This is a genomic window from Kitasatospora sp. NPDC057223 (assembly GCF_042669755.1).
GTDB lineage: Bacteria > Actinomycetota > Actinomycetes > Streptomycetales > Streptomycetaceae > Kitasatospora.
Genome location: NZ_JBHUWW010000011.1, coordinates 1 through 18,746, shown reverse-complemented (window position 1 = coordinate 18,746; position 18,746 = coordinate 1). Strand labels below are relative to the sequence as shown.

The following is an 18,746-nucleotide window of genomic DNA, read 5'->3' as shown; positions in this document are numbered from 1 at the left end:
CGTGCGTACCACGGTGCTGGGTCACGGGGGGCCGGTCGTCGGCCGGATCGGCCTGGGCACGATGGGCATGTCCTTCGCCTACGATCCCCGGCACCGGGACGACGGTTCGTCCCTGGCCGTGCTGCACCGGGCGCTCGATCTCGGGTCGAACCTCATCGACACGGCGGACGTGTACGGACCGTTCAGCAACGAGGAACTGGTCGGCCGCGCCCTGGCCGGGCGACGGGACCGGGCCGTGCTGTCGACCAAGGGCGGAGTCCGTTACGACGGCCGGGAGTTCACCCTGAACGGCCGGCCCGAGTACCTCCGTTCCGCGCTGGAGGCCAGCCTGCGGCGCCTGCGCACCGACCACGTGGACCTCTACTTCCTCCACCGCGTCGACCCGCAGGTGCCGGTCGAGGAGAGCTGGGGCGCGCTGGCGGAGCTGGTGGCCGAGGGGAAGGCGCGCGGCATCGGGCTGTCCGAGATGTCGCTCGACGAGCTGCGCCGGGCCGGGCGGATCCACCCGGTGACCGCCGTGCAGTCGGAGTTCTCCCTCTTCACGCGGGAGTTCCAGGGGGACGTGGTCCCGTTCTGCCGGGAGCACGGGATCGCCTTCCTGTGCCACTCCCCGCTCGGCAGCGGCCTGTTGAGCGGGCGCTACTCCTCGCCGTCCGATCTCGGCGAGGACGACTTCCGCGCCGACATGCCGCGCTTCACCACGGAGTCCCTGGCCGCGAACGCGCGGCTGGTCGGCACCGTCCGCTCGATCGGCGAACGCCACGGCGCCACCTCGGCCCAGGTCGCGCTGGCCTGGCTGCTGGCCCAGGGCGAGCACGTGGTGCCCATCCCGGGCACCAAGACCGCGCGCTACCTGGAACAGAACGTCGCGGCCGCCGCACTCACCCTGTCCGCGGCGGAACTCGGCGAGCTCGACGCCCTCCCCCCGCCACTGGGCGCCCGTGAGTGACCGTCGGCCCCTCCCCGTCCCCGTGATCCCTGCCCTGTCCCCGTCGTCCCCTGGCGGCACCGTCCCCCGCGGACGCCGTCGCCGCCGCGAGAATGCGTGGTCGCCCGTGCGGAAGTTCGCCATCTTCGATCTCGACGACACCCTGGTGGACAGCACCGGTGCCATCGACCGCTGGTTCGTCGAACTGGCGCAGCGGCGGGGCCTGGGACCGGACGGGCTGGAGTTCCTGCGGGCGGAGCAGACCCGGCCGGTACCGCCCGAGGAGTCGTTCCGCGCCATCGTCGACCACTTCGGGTTCCCGGAGTCGGCGGACGAGCTCCGGGAGGTCTTCGCGGAGGGGATGCCGCTCCTGGTCCGGGTGTTCGACGGCGTACTGGAGAACCTGCGGTCGCTGCGCGAGCAGGGGTGGCGGACGGCGCTGCTGACCAACGGCACGGAGATCCAGCAACGGCCGAAGCTGCGCGACGGCCTGCACGACCTCTTCGACGTCCTGTGCTTCGCCGACGACGAGGCGGTCCGCAAGCCGGCCCCGGAGATCTTCCGGCTCGTCGCGCACCGGGCCGGCTCCCGGCTCGACGGCGGGTGGATGATCGGCGACTCGCTGGAGTACGACGTCGCGGGTGCCGCAGCCGTGGGCATGTCGACGATCTGGGTGTCCGGCGGTGCGGCGACGGCGACGGGGGGCCCGGTTCCGGACGCGACGGTGCGGTGCGTCGCCGAAGCGTTCCCGGTCATGCTGCGGGGGCGGGCGGCCGGGCGGACCGAACGGGGCGGGCATCCCCCGGGGCCCGTCCGGGCACCTGCGGTCACCACCGCCCCGGCCGACACATGACGGTGCGACCCCGGCCGGCTGCGGAAAGCGACCGTCCCGCGTCCCGGTTTTCGCTTCCCGCCCCGGAGGTGGACCATGGCGAGAGGGCCCTGGTACCGAGCGGAGCGAGCACCCGGACGAAGGAGCGGTCATGTCTTCCAAGCGACGCCGTAAGAAGAAGGCACGTCGTAAGCACGCGGCCAACCACGGCCGTCGGCCCCAGTCCTGACACCACCACCCCTGGTGGCCGTCGGCCGGCCGGCCCCGGAGAGCACTCTCCGGGGCCGGCGTCGTGGGCTCAGGCCGGCAGGGGCGCCGCCGTCGTGACGGCGGCCGGGCGGCGGCGGGCGAGCCGGCCGGAGAGCCGGTAGCCGGCGCCCATCAGGACGACCACGGCGACCGTCTCGGCCGTACCCCAGATCCAGGTGGAGGCCTCGGCCTGCTTGGCGGCGAGCTTCGGCAGCTTCTTCGCCGGGATCGGGGTGGCGGACTGCTCGGCGGCCTGCGCCTGGAAGGCCTGGTTGCGGGCGGAGCCGTGCAGGAACGGGGCCACGAAGAGCAGCGCGAGCGCGAGCACGACCTCGACGGCGACCACGAGCGGGAACCGGCGCAGCAGCACGGTGACCAGCGGACGCTGGTCACCCTCGTCGCGCAGCGCGTCGATCCGGGGGTGCAGCCAGAACTGGTTGAACGTGCCGAGCAGCAGCAGGCCGCCGAAGATCAGGATCTTCACGCCGAGCACGCGCCCGTACATGGTGGTGAACAGCTGCGTCGGTCCGTCGACGTGCTCCCAGTACAGGAACAGGCCGGACAGGGTGATGGCCGCGACGCAGCTCATGGCGGCGAGGGAGAAGCGGCGGATGGCCGCCGACCAGAACGCGCGCCGTTCGGCCCCGGGGACGGCGCCGGGGGCCGCGAGCAGCAACAGGCCTGCCAGGCCGCCGAACCAGACGCCGCCGCCGAGCAGGTGCAGCATCCACATCAGGGTGTCGAAGCTGGTGCGGCCCCAGTTCGCGGGCGCCTTGGTGGGGAACTTGGTCGCACCGAGCGCGACGGAGCTTGCGGCCAGGCCGGCGCCGAGCAGCCACTTGCGCGCCCGGCCCGCCGCGACGGAGCGGACCGCCAACGGGGCGAGCAGAACGGCGGCGACCAGCGGGAGGGTGACCTCCAGGCCGGACAGCCGGCCGGCGTTGCTGCCGTCGAAGAGGGACGCCCACGCCGCCGAGTAGTCGTAGCCGTCACTGTCCGAGGCGCCGTGCGCGAGGTCGGTGAGCACGGCCGGCACCGCGAGGAGTCCGAGGACCGCGGCGGCCACGGCGAGCCGGGTGGTCACCACGGGAAGCGCGCTCGGCGCGGTGCGCACGGCGGCCGGGCCGGCGGACACCAGCGCGAGGGCGATCAGGCCGACCAGGCCCATGAGGGTGACCCAGGTGGTCCAGGTGACGGCGCTGTCGACGAAGGGCCCGAGCGGCGTGGAGGGTGCTGCCGCCGCCAAGGACGTCAGGGCAGGGGGTATCGAAGGCGAGGGCACGGGTGGACTTCCTCAGGCACAGAGAGTGGGGGACGGGCGCTTAGGTTAGCCATACCTAATTGATGCTGCAACTATCCGTGCGACGGGCGGCCCGGTGGCGTCTGCGGCACCCGCCCACCCTGCGGCAGCGGCGGCCAACGGGGGCGGCGCTCGTTCGTATGCCCGGGGCCACGAACGCAACGTGCGAGGTCAGACCGCATCTCCTGGTCCGCAGCGGTGCTGCTCCCGGGCCCGGAGAGGTGGCGGACGGCCGGGCCGGAGTCGGACGGGTCACCCGCTCCCGGCGGCGCGGAAGGTGCGCCGGTAGGCGGCGGGCGTGGTGCGCAGGGCCTCGTGGAAGCGCCGGCGCAGGTTGACGGCCGAGGAGAGGCCGACCCGGTGCGCGATGGTCTCCACCGGCAGGTCGGTCTCCTCCAGCAGCGCCCGGGTGGCGGCGATCCTCCGGTCCAGCAGCCAGCGTCCGGGGCTGATGCCCAGCTGCTCGGTGAAGCGACGGGTCAGCGTGCGGGTCGAGACCTGGGAGCGGGCCGCCATCTCGGCGACGCTGACCGGCTGGTCCAGCCGTCCGGCCAGCCACTCCAGCAGCGGGGCCAGCGTGTCGGCGACCGGCCCCGAGGTGGGCAGTTCGGCGTACTGCAGCTGGCAGCCCTCGCGGTGCGGCGGCATCACCATCTGCCGGGCGATCCGCATCGCGTACGCGGCGCCGTGGTCGGCGCGCACCAGGTGCAGGCAGAGGTCCACGCCGGCCGCCGATCCGGCGCTGGTCGCGACGTCGCCGTGGTCCACGTAGAGCACCCCCGGGTCCACCCGGGCCTGCGGGAACCGGGCTGCCAGCTCGGCGGTCCGGGCCCAGTGGGTGGCGGCCCGCCGGCCGTCCAGCAGCCCGGCGGCGGCGAGCACGAAGGCGCCCGAGCAGATGCTGACGATCCGTGCGCCGCGCCCGTGCGCCCGGCGGACGGCCTCGACCACCGCCGGGGGGACCTCGGCGCCGGGCGACTGCTGCCAGCCGGGGACGAGCACGGTGTCCGCGCGCTCCAGCGTGTCCAGGCCCGCGGTGACCAGCAGGTCGTAGCCGGCCTCGGTGCGCACCGGGCCGGGGTGCTCGGTGCAGACCTCGAACGCGTAGCGGGCGGGGACCGCCGGGCTGTGGTCACCGAACACCTCGGCCGCGCAGGCCAGCGGGAAGGTCGGCTGGGGAACCTGGAGCAGGGCCACCACCCGGTGCGGGACCGGGGGCTTCGGCAGCGGACGAAGCGTCATGGCGGGAAAGTACCCCATCATGTCGTTCGGGACACTGGGAGGGCCGATTGGTCCAGACCACAATGACGTGCTGTGACCACTACGCATTCTCGGGAAAAGTCCTCACCGATCGGCGATCCGCCCGGCGACCGGCCCGCCGCTGCACCGACCGGCCGGCCCGCCGGCCGCCCCCCGTTGTGGGACCGGCGCTTCACGCTCTTCTTCACCGCCCGCACGGTCTCGCTGTTCGGCGACGCGATGATGCCGGTGGCCGCCGCGCTCGCCGTCGGCGCGCTGTACGGGATCTCCGGGGTCGGCTACGTCCTCGGCGTCTGGACCGGGACGTTCGTCCTCCTGGTGCTGTTCGGCGGAGTGTTCGCCGACCGGTTCGGCGCGCGCCGGATGATGGTCGGCGCCGACCTCGTCCGGGTGCTCACCCAGGGTGTGCTGGCGGCCGCGTTCTTCGCCGGACCGCCGCCGTTCTGGCTGCTGGTGACCATGGCGGCGCTGGCCGGTGCGGCCGTCGCGATGTTCCTGCCGGGCGCGAACGGGATGGTCCCGCTGGTCGCCCGCGAGCCGCAGCGGGCCAACGCCACGCTCAAGGTCGCCGACGCACTCGCCCAGCTGCTCGGCCCGGCCCTCGCCGGCCTGTTGATCGCACTGACCAGCGCCGGGACGGTGTACGCCATCGACGCCGGCACCTTCCTGCTCAGTGCCCTCTGCCTGGCGCTCGTCCGGTTCGCCCCGACCGCCACGACCGGGGACACCCCGGCCGGTGCCGACGCCCCCGCCCGCAACGGCAGTTCCCTCCGCCGCGACCTGCGCCAGGGCTGGCAGGAGTTCCGCGCGCGCACCTGGATGTGGGCCGTGATCCTGATCTGGATGGGCTACGGCGTGCTGGTCTTCGGCCCGCTGGTACCCCTCAGCTCCGCACTGGTCGGCGCACGGCTGGGCCCGGACGCCTACGGCCTGGCGGTCTCCTTCCTCGGCGCCGGAACGGTGCTCGGCGGCCTGCTGGCACTGCGGCTGCGCCCGGCCCGGCCGCTGGCCGCCGGCACGGTGGCGATGGCGCTGTACACCGTGCTGCCGCTCTGCGTGGCACTGGACACCGGCCTGCCGGTCCTGCTGGCGGGCCACGTCCTCGGCGGCGGCGCCCTGGCGTTCTGGTCGGTGATGTGGGCGACCAGCGTGCAGACGCACACCCCGCCCGCGGTACTCAACCGGGTCTCCGCGTACGAGCTGGGCGGCTCGGTCTCCGGCATCGCGCTCGGCCAGATACTGGCGGGCCCGGCCGTCGCACTGGTGTCCCCCGGGCGGCTGCTGCTGGTGTCGGCGGGCGCCTGCCTGGCCGGCTGCCTGGCGCTGTCCGCGATCCCGGCGATCCGCACGCTGCGCCGTGCCGCTCCCACCGACGGCGGCAGGCCGTAGGCACCCGTGGTCGCCGCAACCCGCTGCGGGCGTCCAGGAGTCCGCCTGCGGAGGACGGATCCTGGACGCCCGCGCCGCCCGGTCGGACGGCCCCTCGGTTCAGACGGGGTTGAGCACGCCCTTCGACGGGGCGCTGGGCGCCCCGGAGCGGTCCCGCAGCAGGGCGTTGAGGATGGGCGCCGCGATGCCGGTGGTCACCAGGGCCATCAGCACCATCGCCGAGAACAGCTGCACGGTGAGCAGCCCCATGCTCAACCCGACGTTCAGCAGCACCAGTTCGGTGAGTCCGCGGGTGTTCATCAGCACACCGAGCACGGTGGCGTCCTTCCAGCCCATCCCGGTCAGGCGGGCCGACACGGCGACGCCGCCGAGCTTGCCGACACAGGCCACCAGGATGATCGCCACCGTCTGCACGACGCCGCCCGCGGTCAGCGAGGTCAGGTCGACCGACAGGCCGGTGACGACGAAGAAGATCGGCATCAGCACCTTGCCCACCGTCTCGATCGGGACGAGCGCCATCTGGTGCAGCAGTCCCTCACGCTGACGGGGCATCACCATGCCGAACATGAAGGCACCGAAGATGGCGTGGATGCCGATGTGCGAGGTGGCGAACGCCGACGCGAACACCCCGGCGGCGACGAGCACCGCGGCGTACGGGCCGTGCTCGGGCCGCAGCCGCCGGGCGGCCGCGGCGAGCGCGGGCCGCACCAGCCACAGCATCACGACGAGGTACACCGCCGACCAGGCCATCACGGTGAGGAACCCGAACGCGCCGGTGGCGGTCGTCATGGCGACGACGACGGCCAGCATGCACCAGGCGAGCAGGTCGTCGGCCGCCGCGAGGCCGAGGGCCAGCATGCCCGCGCGGGTGGACTGCAGGTTCTGCTCGGCGATGATCCGGGCGAGCACCGGGAAGGCCGTGATCGACATCGCGACGCTGAGGTAGAGGGCGAACTCGGCGAACGGCACGGTGTGGCCGTTGACCACGTCGTGCGAGCCGTAGATCATCCAGGCGAGTCCGAGGCCGAGCAGCATGGGTACCGCGAGCGAGCTGACCCAGATCGTCCCGGTCGAGCCGAAGCGGCCCCTGAGGACCTTGCTCTCGAACTCGCAGCCGATGATGAACATGAAGAACAGCAGGCCGACCTGGGCGACGACACCCAGGTGCGGGCGTACCTCGACCGGGAAGATCCGGGCGGGCAGGTCGCCGGGGAGCAGCCCGAGCACGCTCGGTCCCAGGCAGATGCCGGCGGTGATCTCACCGATCACGGCGGGCTGCCCGATGCGGCGGAACAGTACGGTGAAGGCGGTCCCGATGACGAAGGTCAGGGCGATGCCTCCGATCGCCGTGACGGTGATCCACTCAGCGTGGGGCACAGCGTTCTCCTCTGTGGTCGGAGTCATGAGTGCGGCGCGGTGCTGCCGGCATGTCGGCGGGGACGGTGACCGGCGAACTCGGCTCGACGGACGGGGCGGCGAACAGGCGAGCGGGCGGACGGGCGAACGGGCGGGCGGGCGGAAGCGGGGCGAGGGGCACCCGCACGAGCAGGTGGCCTCCCCCGGGCACTGCCCGGGGGAGGCCACCTCAACCGTCGTGACTCGCGGGAGCCACCCGTGCCGGGGGCTCCTGGGACGGGTGGTCAGCCCGTGAACTCGTCATCGAGGACGGCCCAGCCCTCGGGCCAGTCCCCCAGCCCCGAGTCCGCGTTGATGTGCCCCTTCGGGCCGACGTTCACCAGGCGTGCACCGAGGTGCCCGGCCCCGGCCGTGGCGGACTCCAGGGAGCCGTAGGGGTCGTCCTCGCTGGCCAGCACGACCGTCCGGAACGGCAGCGGGGCGAGCCGGGGAGAGCCGAAACCCAGCGCCTGGGTGGGGAAGTTGTCGCCGTGGACGTCCGGCAGCGCGGCCAGGAAGGCACCGACGACGGTGTCGTCCTGGTGCTCCGACGCCCATTCGGCCACCACCGTGCAGCCCAGGCTGTGGGCCACGATGATCTTGGGGCCGTCGATCGCCCTGAGGGCGTCGTCGAGGTCCTTCACCCACAGGTCACGAACGGGGTTGTCCCAGGACTCGTGCTCCACCCAGACGCCGTTCGGCACCCGGTCGTGCCAGATGGCCTGCCAGTGCGTAGGCCCGGAGTTCTCGATGCCGGCGACGAACACCAGCGTTGCAGTGGAGTCCATGCTCAGACCTCGTACTCGGTGCCGACGCCGTCGAAGCGCAGGCGGTCCTGGACGACGACACGGTTGTCGTTCTTGTCGTAGCCGGTCAGCAGGCCCGCCTCCATCAGGCGGATGACGATCTGCGAGCTCACCTCCTGCTTGCCGGAGTCGTTGAGCTGCTTGATCAGGGTCTTGTAGCCGACCTGCTCCTTGGTGACGATCTGGAAGATCTCGCGGTGCTCCTCCTCCACCGGGAACTTGATCATGTCAAGGCCGTTCTCGTTGGTCAGCACCTGCTTCTGCTCCAGCCGGAAGCTCAGCGGCTCGACCTTGTAGTAGGGCTTGAGCAGGACCTCCTCACCCGTCCACTCCAGCCGCGTGATGCGGTTCAGCTGCTTGGTGAGGTCGCTGATCCAGCGCACCCGCGCGATGTTGAGCTCCTCCTCGGAGAACTCGTCGCTCAGGTCCTTCCGCTGGTGCCGGCCGATGGCGATCATCGTCGAGGCGCGGTCCCGGAAGTCGGCCACGGAGGCGGTCGGGTTCTCCGGGTCGTCCTGGACCAGCTTGTCGAACCACTGCTTGCGGCTCAGCCGGGCGTCGTCCGACTCGCTGATCCTGCGCTTCAGCCAGAACTCGGACTCCGGCTCGGTGAAGGACGCGAAGGTGTAGAACGACGCGAGGAACTCGTGGTACTGCTCGTAGGTCTCGCGGTAGCTGCGGTTGTACCACTGGTGGACCGCTTCGAACTCGTCCTCGTTCTGCGTGATCCGGTCGATCGCCGAAGCGGCGGACACGCCCGACTGGGTGGCGAGGTGCACGCCCTGGGAGAACAGCGGGTCGGTGAAGCAGGCGGAGTCGCCGCACAGGAAGTAGCGGTCGGCCGAGAAGTGGTCGGAGTCGTACGACCAGTCGTGGACGATGCGGACCTCGTCGATGATCTCGGCCTCACCGAGGATCTCGGTGGCCCGGGTGGCCTTCGCCAGCGTCTGGCGGTAGAACTCCTCCGGGCCGAGCTCCTTGACCTCACTGGACTTGGAGCGGTCGACGACCAGCCCGACGCTGTAGATGTCGCCCTTCAGCGGGATCATCCAGACCCAGCCGTCCTCGAAGGTGATCGAGTAGGTGGTGCCCTTCAGGTCGCCCTCGAACGGCTCCTTGCGCTTGAAGTACGACCACACGGCGAAGTTCTTGTAGAACTCGTCGTAGCGGCGGGCCTTGAGCTGCCGGGCGAGCGGGCTGCCGGCGCCGCCGGCGTCGATGACGAAGTCGCTCTCGATCACCCGGGAGATGTCGTCCTGGCGCACCGTCAGCGACACCCGGTCGGCGGCGGAGATGTCGACGTTGGTCACCGCGGCACCCTCGTGGACGGTGACCCCGCGCTCGCGGACCTCGTCGAGCAGCAGCTTGTCGAACTCCTCGCGCTTGACCTGGATGGCGTGGCCGAAGACCCAGGGCGCCGTCTTGGGGGTCGCGAAGGAGAAGGTCCACGGTGCCTGGTCCTGGCCCCAGAGGAAGGTCGCGGAGGGCTTCTTCACGAAGTCCGCGGCGTCGATCTTGTCCTGGAGGCCGAGCCGGTTGAGGATCGACAGCGTGCCGGGCAGGAACGACTCGCCGACGCGGTACCGGGGGAACTGGCCCTTCTCGAAGATCTCCACCTCGTGACCGAGCTTGTTCAGGGTCAGAGCGGCCACGCAGCCCGCGGGGCCGGCACCGATGATGGCAACCTTTGATCGCTTCATTGTTGCTTTCCTTAGAATGACTTGATCGACTTGATTCGGTTCGGCGCCAGGTACGAATGCCCGCTTGCCGTGTCCTCGAACAGGGTGATCCCCGCCTGGAATCTGCTGTCGCTCCCGGTGGCCACCTCGGGAGCGATCGTGCAGCTCAGGCCGAAGAAATTGTCGTCCCCGATCTCGACACTGTTCCCGCAGTTGAAGTTCGGCGCGATGAAATTGTTCGAGCCGATGCGCGAGTGGTGACCGACGGTGCAGTAGTAGTTCACCACGTTGAAACTGCCGATTTTCACGTTGGCACCGAAATAGCAGTTCGGCCCGATGATGTTCCCGACCCCGTCGATCTGCTCCGCATCGATCCGGGAGGCCGGGTGGACGATGTTCACGGCGGACAGGCCGTGCTTCTCGATGAATCCGTCGATCACCGCGCGCCGCCGCGCCGTGTCCGAAAGGGCCAGCACCACCCGGGTCCCGGCCGGCGGCTCGAATTCCTCCAGCGCCGTGCAGAGGTCGGCCGGCGCGTGGGTCTCCTCCCCCTCGACGCTCAGGTAGCGCTCGATGCGGTAGCCGTCCAGCCCGGCGGCCGTGAGGTCGCCGATGTAGCGGGTCACCTCGACGGCGAACTTCCCGGCCCCGATCACGACGAGGCCCGTCACGGCAGGATCCGCTTCTTCTTGAACCGCTCCGACACGGTGACCGCGTCGACCAGGTTGACCTTCGAGGGGATCTTGAACTGGTCGACCTTCCCGGTCAGGAACTCGACGACGTGCTTGCGCAGCTCGGCCCGGGTCACCTCACCGCGCGGCATGATGTCCACGCAGACCGACTGGCCCGTGATCGAGTTCGGCTTGCCGTAGACCATGCAGTCGTCGACGAGCGGGCTGGAGAGCAGGATCGACTCCAGCTCCAGCGGCAGCACCTTCTCCCCGCCGACGTTGATGATCTCCTTGGAGCGGCCCTTGATCTTGATGAAGCCGTCCGCGTTCTCCTCGACCAGATCGCCGGTCCTGAACCAGGCGTCCTCGGTGAGGGAGTCGCTCGGGTAGTTGAGGTAGCCGAGGAACTGGGTGCTGCTCTTCAGCTGCAGCTCCCCGTCGACGATCCGGTACTGGACGTTGTCGTCGGCGATCTTGAAGAAGGTGCTCCTCGACGACTCGCTCGTGGTGGTCGAGATCCCCGTCTCACTGGTGCCGAAGGTCTGCAGCAGCCGCACCCGGGGGAAGGCCGCGTTGACGCGCTTCAGCAGCTCCTCCGGCATCGGTTCGGTGCCGTAGGTGATCAGGCGCAGGCTGCCGAGGTCGTGTTCCTCGTGGTAGTTGCCGATCAGGATGAGGTTCAGGAAGGTGGGGCTGGTGGGCAGCAGCCGGATCCCGTGCTTCTCGATCAGCGCGCAGATCTCGTCCGGCGTCCGGCGCCGGGGCACGATCGCGGTGCCACCGAGGCGCATCGCGCCCAGCAGCGAGTTGAGGCCGCCGATGTGGTCGAAGAGCAGGAACATCAGGATGTTGGGGGCCTTCGCCCCCGGCCTCACCCGCTTCCCGAGCTTCTCCTCCACCAGGGCGTCGAGGTTGTGCAGGATCGCCTTGGGGACTCCGGTGCTGCCGCTGCTGAGCAGGACGAGTCCGGACGCCCCGGCCTCCACCAGGCGGTCGTAGGAGCCGGCGGACGCCGACGCCGCCCCGGCGACGGCTTCGATGTTGACGTCCTCGGTCACCCTGACGATGTGCTGGGGGGAGCAGGACTCCGTGATCGTGCCCAGCGTCGCCTCGGTGAGGGTGACGACGGGGATGACGGTGTTCCGGTTGAGGTACAGCGCGAACAGCGCCGCGATCGACAGGAACGAGAAGTCCCCGTTCAGGACGACGACGTCATGGGGCCTCACCCCGTGCGACTCCAGGTCCTGGCCGAGCCGCCGGATCTGGTCCGCGAGGTCACGGTAGGTGTACGGCACGTCACCGTCGACGACGGCCGTCCGGATGTCCAGCTCGTCGAGCCTGTCGAGAAGTTCGGTTCTCATTCAGTTAACACCTCCAAGAAATAGCGTCTCTCCTGTGACGAACCCGGACTGCCGGGACACCAGGAATTCGACGGGGCCGACAATGTCTTCCATCGTGCACATGCGCCTGATCGTCTGCCGCGCGATCACTTCGTCGATCTTCTCCTTGGCAACCGTCCGGGTGAGGACGGTGTGCACCGGCGGAAGACCGATTCCGTTGACCCGCACGTTGAAATCGGCGAGTTCCTTGCTCATGACCCGGGTGAGCTGGTCCACGGCGCTCTTGCTGGCGGAGTAGATCAGCTGGCCCTCCAGCGCCCACGGCACGGCGACCGTCGAGACGTTCAGAATGGCCGGGGCGGGTTCCTTGCTCTTCTGCAACAGCTTGACGGTCTCCCGGCAGCAGTTCAGCACCGCGAAGAAGTTGACGTCGAAGATCCGGCGGGCGACCTCTTCGGGCGTCATCATGAAGTGGTTCATGTTCGAGATGCCGGCGTTGTTCACCACCGCGTCGAGGTGGCCGTACTCGGCCCTTATCGCGCGGCACATGGACTTGATCCCCTTGGAATCGGTGAGGTCCACTTCGTGGTGGCGGTAGTTCGGGTGGTCGATGGTCGGCCGCCTCCTGCTGCACCCCACCACCTGGTGGCCGCCGTCCAGGAAGTGCGTGGCCAGCGCCTTGCCGATGCCCGTCCGGGTGCCCGTAATAAGGATGATCATCGATCAGTGCCGTACCAGTTCGCCGTCCGCGCTCTGCTCGGTGCCCCTGGCGAGCCCGATCTCCTCCTCGATGAACTCGATCAGCCGGCCGACGCTGGCGAAGGGGCTCACTCGTCTGGACACGGCCTTCTCCGAGGTCAACGAGATCTCCACGTCGAACTCGTCCTCCAGGGACTCCTCGACCAGCACCAGGAAGTTGACCAGGTGCATCGAGTCGAACACGCCGGCGTCGCCGTACAGGCCGACTTCGAGCAGGTTCCCGGTCGGGATCTTCTCGCTCCTGCGTTCATTGAGTTCCTCGACGACATTCGCTATCAGCGCGAGCAGTTGAGCCTGCATGACAGAACCTTCCGATGGGGGGGGTTACGAACGATTGCTCCGACGGCCACCGCCAGGTGCGGCAGCGGTCGGTGCGGCAGCGGTCGGCCGGCGGGCCGGGCACCCGGCCGCGGGCCAGGGGCCGGTGACGGGGCGGTGCTACGGAAGCAGGCCGGCGCCCACGGAGTCCGCGGGCTCCGCCGCCTGCGCGGTCTGCGCCTGCTCGGCCTTCGCCAGCCGGGCGCCGATCACCGTGACCGCCACCGAGGTGACCAGGAACAGGGCGCAGAGGCCGAGCAGTCCGACGGTCTCCCAGCTCAGCATCAGGGCGAGCAGCGCGGGACCGACGATGCCCACGGCCGCGCCGCCGAGGCTGAACACCGAGAGGTACTCGGTGCGCTGGGCCTCGGGCGCGTGGCGGTACGAGAGCTCCCAGCCGCCGACCGCCTGCAGCATCTCACCACAGGTCAGCAGGACGGTGGCCGCCACCAGAATGCCGATCGTGAGCCAGTCGCGCGAGTACATCGAGGCGATCAGCAGCAGGCTGAACGCCGCCAGGGCGAACCCGGCGTTGCGCATCGCCCGGGTGGCGTCCCGTGAGGTGGCGACGCTCTTCGCGAAGTGCACCTGCAGCACGATCGCCAGCACGGTGTTCACCGTGATCAGTGCGCTGACCAGGCCCGCCGGGGCGTCCGTGGACTGGACGAGCCACAGCGGCACGCCGATGCCGAGCAGGACGGTGTGCAGGAACAGCACGCCGTTGGCGAGCGTCAGCCCGACGTAGCGGCGGTCGCGGCAGACCGACAGCAACCCGCTGTGCCAGCGGGCCGGCCGCTCCTCCGGAGCCGTCTTCCCCACCTTCAGCAGGCCGAACACTCCGGCCGACGCGAGGCAGCACAGCCCGCCGAGCAGCGGGATCGCCTTGAACAGCCAGCCGCTGCCGATGGTGAGGAACGGTGCGGCGGCCAGTGCGCCCACCGACATGCCCACGTTGGAGACCGAGCTGACGACGGCCAGGGCCCTGGTCCGGTCCCGCTCGCCCACGACGGCGTTGACCACCAGCTGCACCATCGGGAACACCGGGCCCTGCGACATCGCGAAGAGCGACGCGAAGAGCGTGAAGGTGTAGACGTTGTCGGCGAAGGCGAGCGCGGCGAACCAGCCCGCCCGCCAGACCTGGACCATCCGCAGCAGCCGCAGCGGCCCGAAGCGGGTGGCCAGCATGCTCACGGGCACCGTGGTGAGGAATCCGACCAGGCCCGCGATGGTCAGACCGGTGCCGACCTGGGCCACGCTCAGGCCGATGCCCCGGACGAAGTAGACCGTACCGCCGGCCAGGTAGAGACCACTGCCGGTGGCGTAGACCACGACGGCGGCAGCGATGATCCGTCCGCCCCGGGACGGCAGCGCGTAGCTGTTCAGCAGCCGTTGCAGCACGTTCTCCCGGGCGCTCATGACTCGCCCCCGCCGGTGGCGGCCGGCTCGGTCTCCGCCCGCACCAGCGACGACGCCCGGTCCAGGATGTCGCGGCAGGCCTCGGGCGTCTCACCGGTGACGATGACGGCGGCGAGGCGCGGCACCACGCCGCGCGGCGGGAGCAGCAGCGTCGTACCGGGCTCCGCCAGTCGGACGACCTCCGCCACGCCGGGGACGGCCTCGGCCGCGGACACGTCCAGCGAGCGGACCACGCTGTCCTCGGCGGGGTACAGGAACCGCACCTCGGCGCAGACGTCCCGGACGGCGCGGAGGTCCGGCGCCTTGCCCAGCGCGAGGTCCACCGCGGCGGCCGTCAGGTCGATACCGGTCGCCAGGTGGCCCAGGTGCGGGATGAAGTCGCCGCCGAGACGGCCGTTCAGCTCCACGAGTCGCGGGCCGGCCGGCGTCAGCCGCACCTCGGCATGGGTGACTCCGGTCCGGACACCCAGCTCCCGGTGCGCCTCGACGACCAGTTCGGTGAGGTCCTCCGTCCACGGCTCCTGGCGCCAGGGCGAGACGAGGTGGCCGATCTCCTCGAAGAACGGATCGAAGCCGAGCCGCTTCCGGGCCACGTTCACAAGTTGTACGTGGCCGTCCTGCACGACGGAGTCGATGCTGATCTCCGGCCCGTCGAGGAATTCCTCCAGCACCAGACCGTCGAGCGGGTCGAGCCCGGGATAGGCCGCACCGGACGCGTGGTGGTAGAGCGCGCGCAATTCCCCGGCGTCCTGGGCGATTACCACGCCCACGCTTCCGGCCAGCGAACGCGGCTTCACCACCACCGGATATCCGATGGCCTCCGCCGCGCCCAGAGCCTCTTCCTGTCCCCGTACATGAGCGAACCTCACGCCGGGCAGGCCCGCGTTCTGCAGCAGCTGACGGGTGGACAGCTTGTCGCGGCAGTTGCGCACGGCCTCCGGCGACATGTGGGACAGGGCGAGACGCTGCGCGACCTCGGCCGTCGCCTCCAGAAGGGTCTCGTCCCAGGTGAACACACCGGCCGCGCCGGGGGTTTCGCCGAGTGCCTCGGTGACCGCCCGGGTCAGCGCGTCCACCGTCGTGTCCGGCACGCTTCGGTGTCCGGCCAGGTAGCGGGCCTGCCAGGTGGGCTCGGTGGGCGTGACCAGGGCGACGCCGGAGCGGGCCGCCGCGGCGGCGAAGGCGTACTCGCGGTACGCCCGGCCACCGCTGCCGACGATGACGACCCGCTCGGGGGCCGACGGATCGACGGTCGTGCAACGGAAGTCGAACTCCTCGACCGTGCGGAGGATCGCCGCCTCGACCTCGGCCGTGCCGGCGCCGCGGAACCGGAACCGGGCACCGGAGTGCTCGTAGCCGGGAACGGCGGCCAGGGTCTGGCCGACCACGGGTATGCGCTCGGCGTAGGGGCCGCCGTCCCGGCCCAGTTGCGAGCCGGACGCCACCACCCGGCAGGGCCGGACCGCCGGTGTCGGTACGAGCAGCCAGCCACCGCGCTCCACCGGCTCCGGGCCGGCGGTGACGCGTGCGGACTCGGGCAGCGGGGCACCGGTCTGCAGCGCGAACGCGCTCGCCATCAGGTCGACGCCGTGCACCTCCTTCCACAGGAAGGGGACTTCGGCGCCTCCCGGGCGCGCGCCCACCTCCAGGACCTGCAACTCGGGTGCCCCGGGGGGCCCCGAGAGGAACAGCTCGAGGTGGAACACCCACGGACCGGCCGACAGGGCCTTGGCCACCCGGGCCGTGAACGCGCCGATCGGGCCGAGCAGTTGCGGATCGTCCAACTCGACGGAGCCGAGTGCGGCTCCTTCGGTGAATTCGAGGCAGGTGTTCAGATAACGCGAGGCCCGCCAGACTCCGAGACCGTCGTCCGTGGCCACACCGTCGACGTGCAGAATGTCGTGCGGCAGATACGGCTGGACCAGCATCGGCACGTCCGGCTGGAACTCGTAGGCGTCGAGGTCCGCACCCGAATCGATCCGCGCCACTCCCGCGCTCGCGGTGCCGCGCACCGGCTTCACCAGGACCGGCCAGCCGTGGGCCGCGGCGAAGGAACGCACGGCCGCGTGGTCGGGGGCGGGCTCCGTGGCCGGGATCGGAATACCCGCCGCAGCCAGTCGGCGGGCCATCACGAGCTTGTCGCGGAAGGGGGCCAGCGCCTCCAACTGCTCACCGGGAAGGCCGAGTTCCTCCCGCAGCTCCGCAGCCGTGTCCAGGTCGACCTCATGCAGGGCGATGATGCGGGCGGGCTTTCCCAGCTCCTCGGTGAGTGCCGCGACGGCGGCCCGCACCTCCTTGCCGTCCTCGGTGCTGCTGACGATCCTGACCGCCGCGGCGCCCTCGGGGAGCGAGCCGACTGCCCGTCGGGTGGTGATGTAGCTGACCTGATGGGTGTCGTGGTCCACGTAGGAGCCGTAGTCCGCGTATCTGTCGCTCCACCGGTGAATGACCGTGAAGTGGTCTGGCACTGCCCCTCCCAGGGACTATGGGACTACGAATGAACGAGCCGGACGGAGCGGCCCGGAAATAAGAAGGGGGCAGACTGCGGTCTAATCCTTTTCCACAGCGGCGAGAATGATTTCCTGGAGCAGGACGAGCAGCCCGGTCACCTCGTCGAATCCGCGGGAGGCGGAATTCTCGCGCAACGTGCAGGTGAGTGCCTTCCCGTCCTGGACCTGGAGGTAGAGCGGCGCCCCGATATTGCGTCCGGCCGTACCGGTCTCGATCTCCTTCTCGGGAGACGTCTGCTCCTGCTGGTACTGGCCCAGGTAGTTGAAGAAATAGCGGAAGAACCCGCTCACCGATCCGTCGAAGCAGCCGTTCACGGATCCGGTGTAGCCGTACTCCCTGCCCAGTTCGAGCATGTCGTCGACATTGTAGGAACCGTGCCGGTAGGACCTCAGCGTCTCCCAGTGGAGGCGGCTCACGAGCTCGTCGAAAGACTCCCCCGGAACGAGCTTCACGAGCAGGGGAATGATCTGGTTCTGGGCGGCCACCAGGGTTTCCCAGCGGGGGTCGCTGCGATTGTTGGTGTAGATCGCGATCAACAGCTCGTCACGCCCGGCGCGCCGGCCCAGCGCCAGGGCGAAGGCCGCCAGCACCACCGTGGGCACGGATACGTTGAGGCGGGTCGCGATCTCGCCGGCGGCCTCCGCGGCCGCCTCGGAGCCGAGCCTCGCCCACCGGCTGGAGATCGCCTCCGGGTCGCTCTCCCTGTACATGGGGGGAGCCGCCTCGAAGATCTGCTGCCAGTACTTCCGCGCCGACTTCCGGCGGTTCTGCCTGGCTGCGGACCACTGCTCGGCGGCGAGCTCCCGGCTGTTCGGGGCCGTATCGGCCAGGTCGCCGCCTGCCAGGAGGGCCAGCAGCTCCTCGTTCAGCTGGTTGATGGCCCAGGCGTCGACGGCGATGTGGTGGAAGCAGATCACCAGCCGGGAGGGGACCCCGTGGGAGGTGACGAGACGTGCGCGCCACGGCCGGTCCACCGTGAGGTCGAAGGCGTCGGCGGCCAGTCTCTCGGCCGCGGCCGCGGCGGCGTCGCCCGGCTCGTCGCCCGCTTCGACCGCGTCGAGGGACACCGCGGCGGTCTCCCACACCGCCTGGGTCAGACCGTGCTCACCGTCCGGTTCGTAACGAGTGCGAAGTGATTCGTGCCGCTCCTCGATGGCTTCCAGAGCGCTTTCCACCGAAGCGGTCGTGGCCGTCGCCGGCAGAATCCAGATCTGCGGCAGATTGCAGACCTCGGGCGGCAGCCCTGCGATCGACCGCCACAGGGACAACTGGCCGAAGGTGAACGGCGCCCGGTTAACTACCGACTTCTGCACGATCCGAAACCTCACAGAAATAATTTTTGATATTCCGAAGAGCGCATGGGTGCGGCAGAGCGCACACCCGAAATCCTTCGGAAGGGGAATTACACCTCAAGCGAGGGGGGGAATCCACTGAAGCGGATGTCGTCCGTTGATCCCTTCAGGCGGACTGGCAGGCACCGATGAACCGACGTGGATTGGCATGACCAAAGCCCATTGAGCTGCTGAAAGGCTAGCGCATGCACCCGTCGGAAGCCGATACGCTTCTCAGTTGCTGAGATGGGTGATTCGCCCGGGAAAAAGACAGTTCGGGCGATCGTCCGACTTCAAGTTGTGACGCCCAGACAGGGGCTATTCCCTAGAATTACGGACAGACCGGTCACCGGGCGTGCACGCGCCGTGAGCACGGCCGACTGACTTGTCGTCAAGACCGTGCCGCGCACGAAACCTGACGGAAACGCGCCGGTGGGGCGATGGGAGCTGAGGGGGCGACAGTCAGCACGTCCGGCCGGGTGCTTGCCGCCCTGACGGATCGTCCGGAGGGTCGGCGCGAGCCGGCGGGGAATCCGCTCGGCAGCCGGAAAGGCCGGCGCCC

The 18,746-nt window shown here is 70.2% G+C and carries 15 protein-coding genes; 3 read left to right on the top strand and 12 right to left on the bottom strand.

The window, feature by feature from the left end:
* The first annotated feature begins 1 nt into the window (after nt 1).
* Together ACFUK0_RS06830 and ACFUK0_RS06825 are read left to right on the top strand one after the other, a co-directional pair.
* Complete coding sequence (locus ACFUK0_RS06830; protein WP_380247001.1) at nt 2–949, top strand: aldo/keto reductase; 948 nt, start codon at nt 2–4, stop codon at nt 947–949.
* Between the two features lie 106 nt (nt 950–1,055).
* Nucleotides 1,056–1,781, top strand: coding sequence for an HAD family hydrolase (locus tag ACFUK0_RS06825; RefSeq protein WP_380247000.1), 726 nt, complete (start codon nt 1,056–1,058; stop codon nt 1,779–1,781).
* Between the two features lie 277 nt (nt 1,782–2,058).
* Here the strand turns inward: ACFUK0_RS06825 and ACFUK0_RS06820 are convergent, their stop codons facing one another.
* Both ACFUK0_RS06820 and ACFUK0_RS06815 read right to left on the bottom strand, forming a co-directional pair.
* The gene (locus ACFUK0_RS06820) at nt 2,059–3,255 is read right to left on the bottom strand and encodes a CopD family protein (RefSeq protein ID WP_380246999.1); all 1,197 of its coding nucleotides are present in this window, start codon (nt 3,253–3,255) and stop codon (nt 2,059–2,061) included.
* Nucleotides 3,256–3,561: 306 nt separating this feature from the next.
* On the bottom strand, nt 3,562–4,551 hold the full coding sequence (locus ACFUK0_RS06815; RefSeq protein WP_380246998.1) for a helix-turn-helix domain-containing protein: 990 nt from the start codon (nt 4,549–4,551) through the stop codon (nt 3,562–3,564).
* Between the two features lie 72 nt (nt 4,552–4,623).
* Between ACFUK0_RS06815 and ACFUK0_RS06810 the strand changes: the two genes are divergently transcribed.
* The gene (locus ACFUK0_RS06810; RefSeq protein ID WP_380246997.1) at nt 4,624–5,958 is read left to right on the top strand and encodes an MFS transporter; all 1,335 of its coding nucleotides are present in this window, start codon (nt 4,624–4,626) and stop codon (nt 5,956–5,958) included.
* Between the two features lie 99 nt (nt 5,959–6,057).
* On the opposite strand, the gene ACFUK0_RS06805 is transcribed toward ACFUK0_RS06810, so the two are convergent.
* The 10 genes from ACFUK0_RS06805 to ACFUK0_RS06760 all read right to left on the bottom strand — a co-directional run bounded on the left by ACFUK0_RS06805 (nt 6,058) and on the right by ACFUK0_RS06760 (nt 18,166).
* Nucleotides 6,058–7,335 carry a cation:proton antiporter gene (locus ACFUK0_RS06805; RefSeq protein WP_380246996.1) on the bottom strand — a complete coding sequence of 426 codons (1,278 nt, stop codon included), beginning with the start codon at nt 7,333–7,335 and terminating at the stop codon, nt 6,058–6,060.
* Between the two features lie 263 nt (nt 7,336–7,598).
* Complete coding sequence (locus ACFUK0_RS06800; protein WP_380246995.1) at nt 7,599–8,141, bottom strand: RBBP9/YdeN family alpha/beta hydrolase; 543 nt, start codon at nt 8,139–8,141, stop codon at nt 7,599–7,601.
* Between the two features lie 2 nt (nt 8,142–8,143).
* The gene (cmlS, locus tag ACFUK0_RS06795; RefSeq protein WP_380246994.1) at nt 8,144–9,859 is read right to left on the bottom strand and encodes a chloramphenicol-biosynthetic FADH2-dependent halogenase CmlS; all 1,716 of its coding nucleotides are present in this window, start codon (nt 9,857–9,859) and stop codon (nt 8,144–8,146) included.
* Nucleotides 9,860–9,870: 11 nt separating this feature from the next.
* A complete protein-coding gene (locus ACFUK0_RS06790; protein ID WP_380246993.1) occupies nt 9,871–10,509 on the bottom strand; it encodes a hypothetical protein in 639 nt (212 codons plus the stop codon).
* Complete coding sequence (locus ACFUK0_RS06785) at nt 10,506–11,870, bottom strand: AMP-binding protein (RefSeq protein WP_380246992.1); 1,365 nt, start codon at nt 11,868–11,870, stop codon at nt 10,506–10,508. The genes ACFUK0_RS06790 and ACFUK0_RS06785 overlap by 4 nt, the downstream gene beginning before the upstream one ends.
* Nucleotides 11,871–12,569, bottom strand: coding sequence for an SDR family NAD(P)-dependent oxidoreductase (locus ACFUK0_RS06780; protein WP_380246991.1), 699 nt, complete (start codon nt 12,567–12,569; stop codon nt 11,871–11,873).
* A 3-nt stretch (nt 12,570–12,572) separates the two neighbouring features.
* Nucleotides 12,573–12,908 carry a hypothetical protein gene (locus ACFUK0_RS06775; protein WP_380246990.1) on the bottom strand — a complete coding sequence of 112 codons (336 nt, stop codon included), beginning with the start codon at nt 12,906–12,908 and terminating at the stop codon, nt 12,573–12,575.
* 138 nt (nt 12,909–13,046) lie between these two features.
* On the bottom strand, nt 13,047–14,342 hold the full coding sequence (locus ACFUK0_RS06770) for an MFS transporter (protein ID WP_380246989.1): 1,296 nt from the start codon (nt 14,340–14,342) through the stop codon (nt 13,047–13,049).
* Nucleotides 14,339–16,810 carry an ATP-grasp domain-containing protein gene (locus ACFUK0_RS06765; protein ID WP_380246988.1) on the bottom strand — a complete coding sequence of 824 codons (2,472 nt, stop codon included), beginning with the start codon at nt 16,808–16,810 and terminating at the stop codon, nt 14,339–14,341. The genes ACFUK0_RS06770 and ACFUK0_RS06765 overlap by 4 nt, the downstream gene beginning before the upstream one ends.
* An 81-nt stretch (nt 16,811–16,891) precedes the next feature.
* Nucleotides 16,892–18,166: a condensation domain-containing protein gene (locus ACFUK0_RS06760; RefSeq protein WP_380246987.1), complete on the bottom strand. Its 1,275-nt coding sequence runs from the start codon at nt 18,164–18,166 to the stop codon at nt 16,892–16,894.
* Nucleotides 18,167–18,746: the final 580 nt, after the last annotated feature.

Bases quoted from the DNA above. Each gene is read 5' to 3' on its own strand.
- ACFUK0_RS06815 (WP_380246998.1), bottom strand. From the start codon at position 4,551: ATGACGCTTCGTCCGCTGCCGAAGCCCCCGGTCCCGCACCGGGTGGTG.
- ACFUK0_RS06800 (WP_380246995.1), bottom strand. From the start codon at position 8,141: ATGGACTCCACTGCAACGCTGGTGTTCGTCGCCGGCATCGAGAACTCC.
- cmlS (WP_380246994.1), bottom strand. From the start codon at position 9,859: ATGAAGCGATCAAAGGTTGCCATCATCGGTGCCGGCCCCGCGGGCTGC.
- ACFUK0_RS06785 (WP_380246992.1), bottom strand. From the start codon at position 11,870: ATGAGAACCGAACTTCTCGACAGGCTCGACGAGCTGGACATCCGGACG.
- ACFUK0_RS06780 (WP_380246991.1), bottom strand. From the start codon at position 12,569: ATGATCATCCTTATTACGGGCACCCGGACGGGCATCGGCAAGGCGCTG.
- ACFUK0_RS06775 (WP_380246990.1), bottom strand. From the start codon at position 12,908: ATGCAGGCTCAACTGCTCGCGCTGATAGCGAATGTCGTCGAGGAACTC.
- ACFUK0_RS06770 (WP_380246989.1), bottom strand. From the start codon at position 14,342: ATGAGCGCCCGGGAGAACGTGCTGCAACGGCTGCTGAACAGCTACGCG.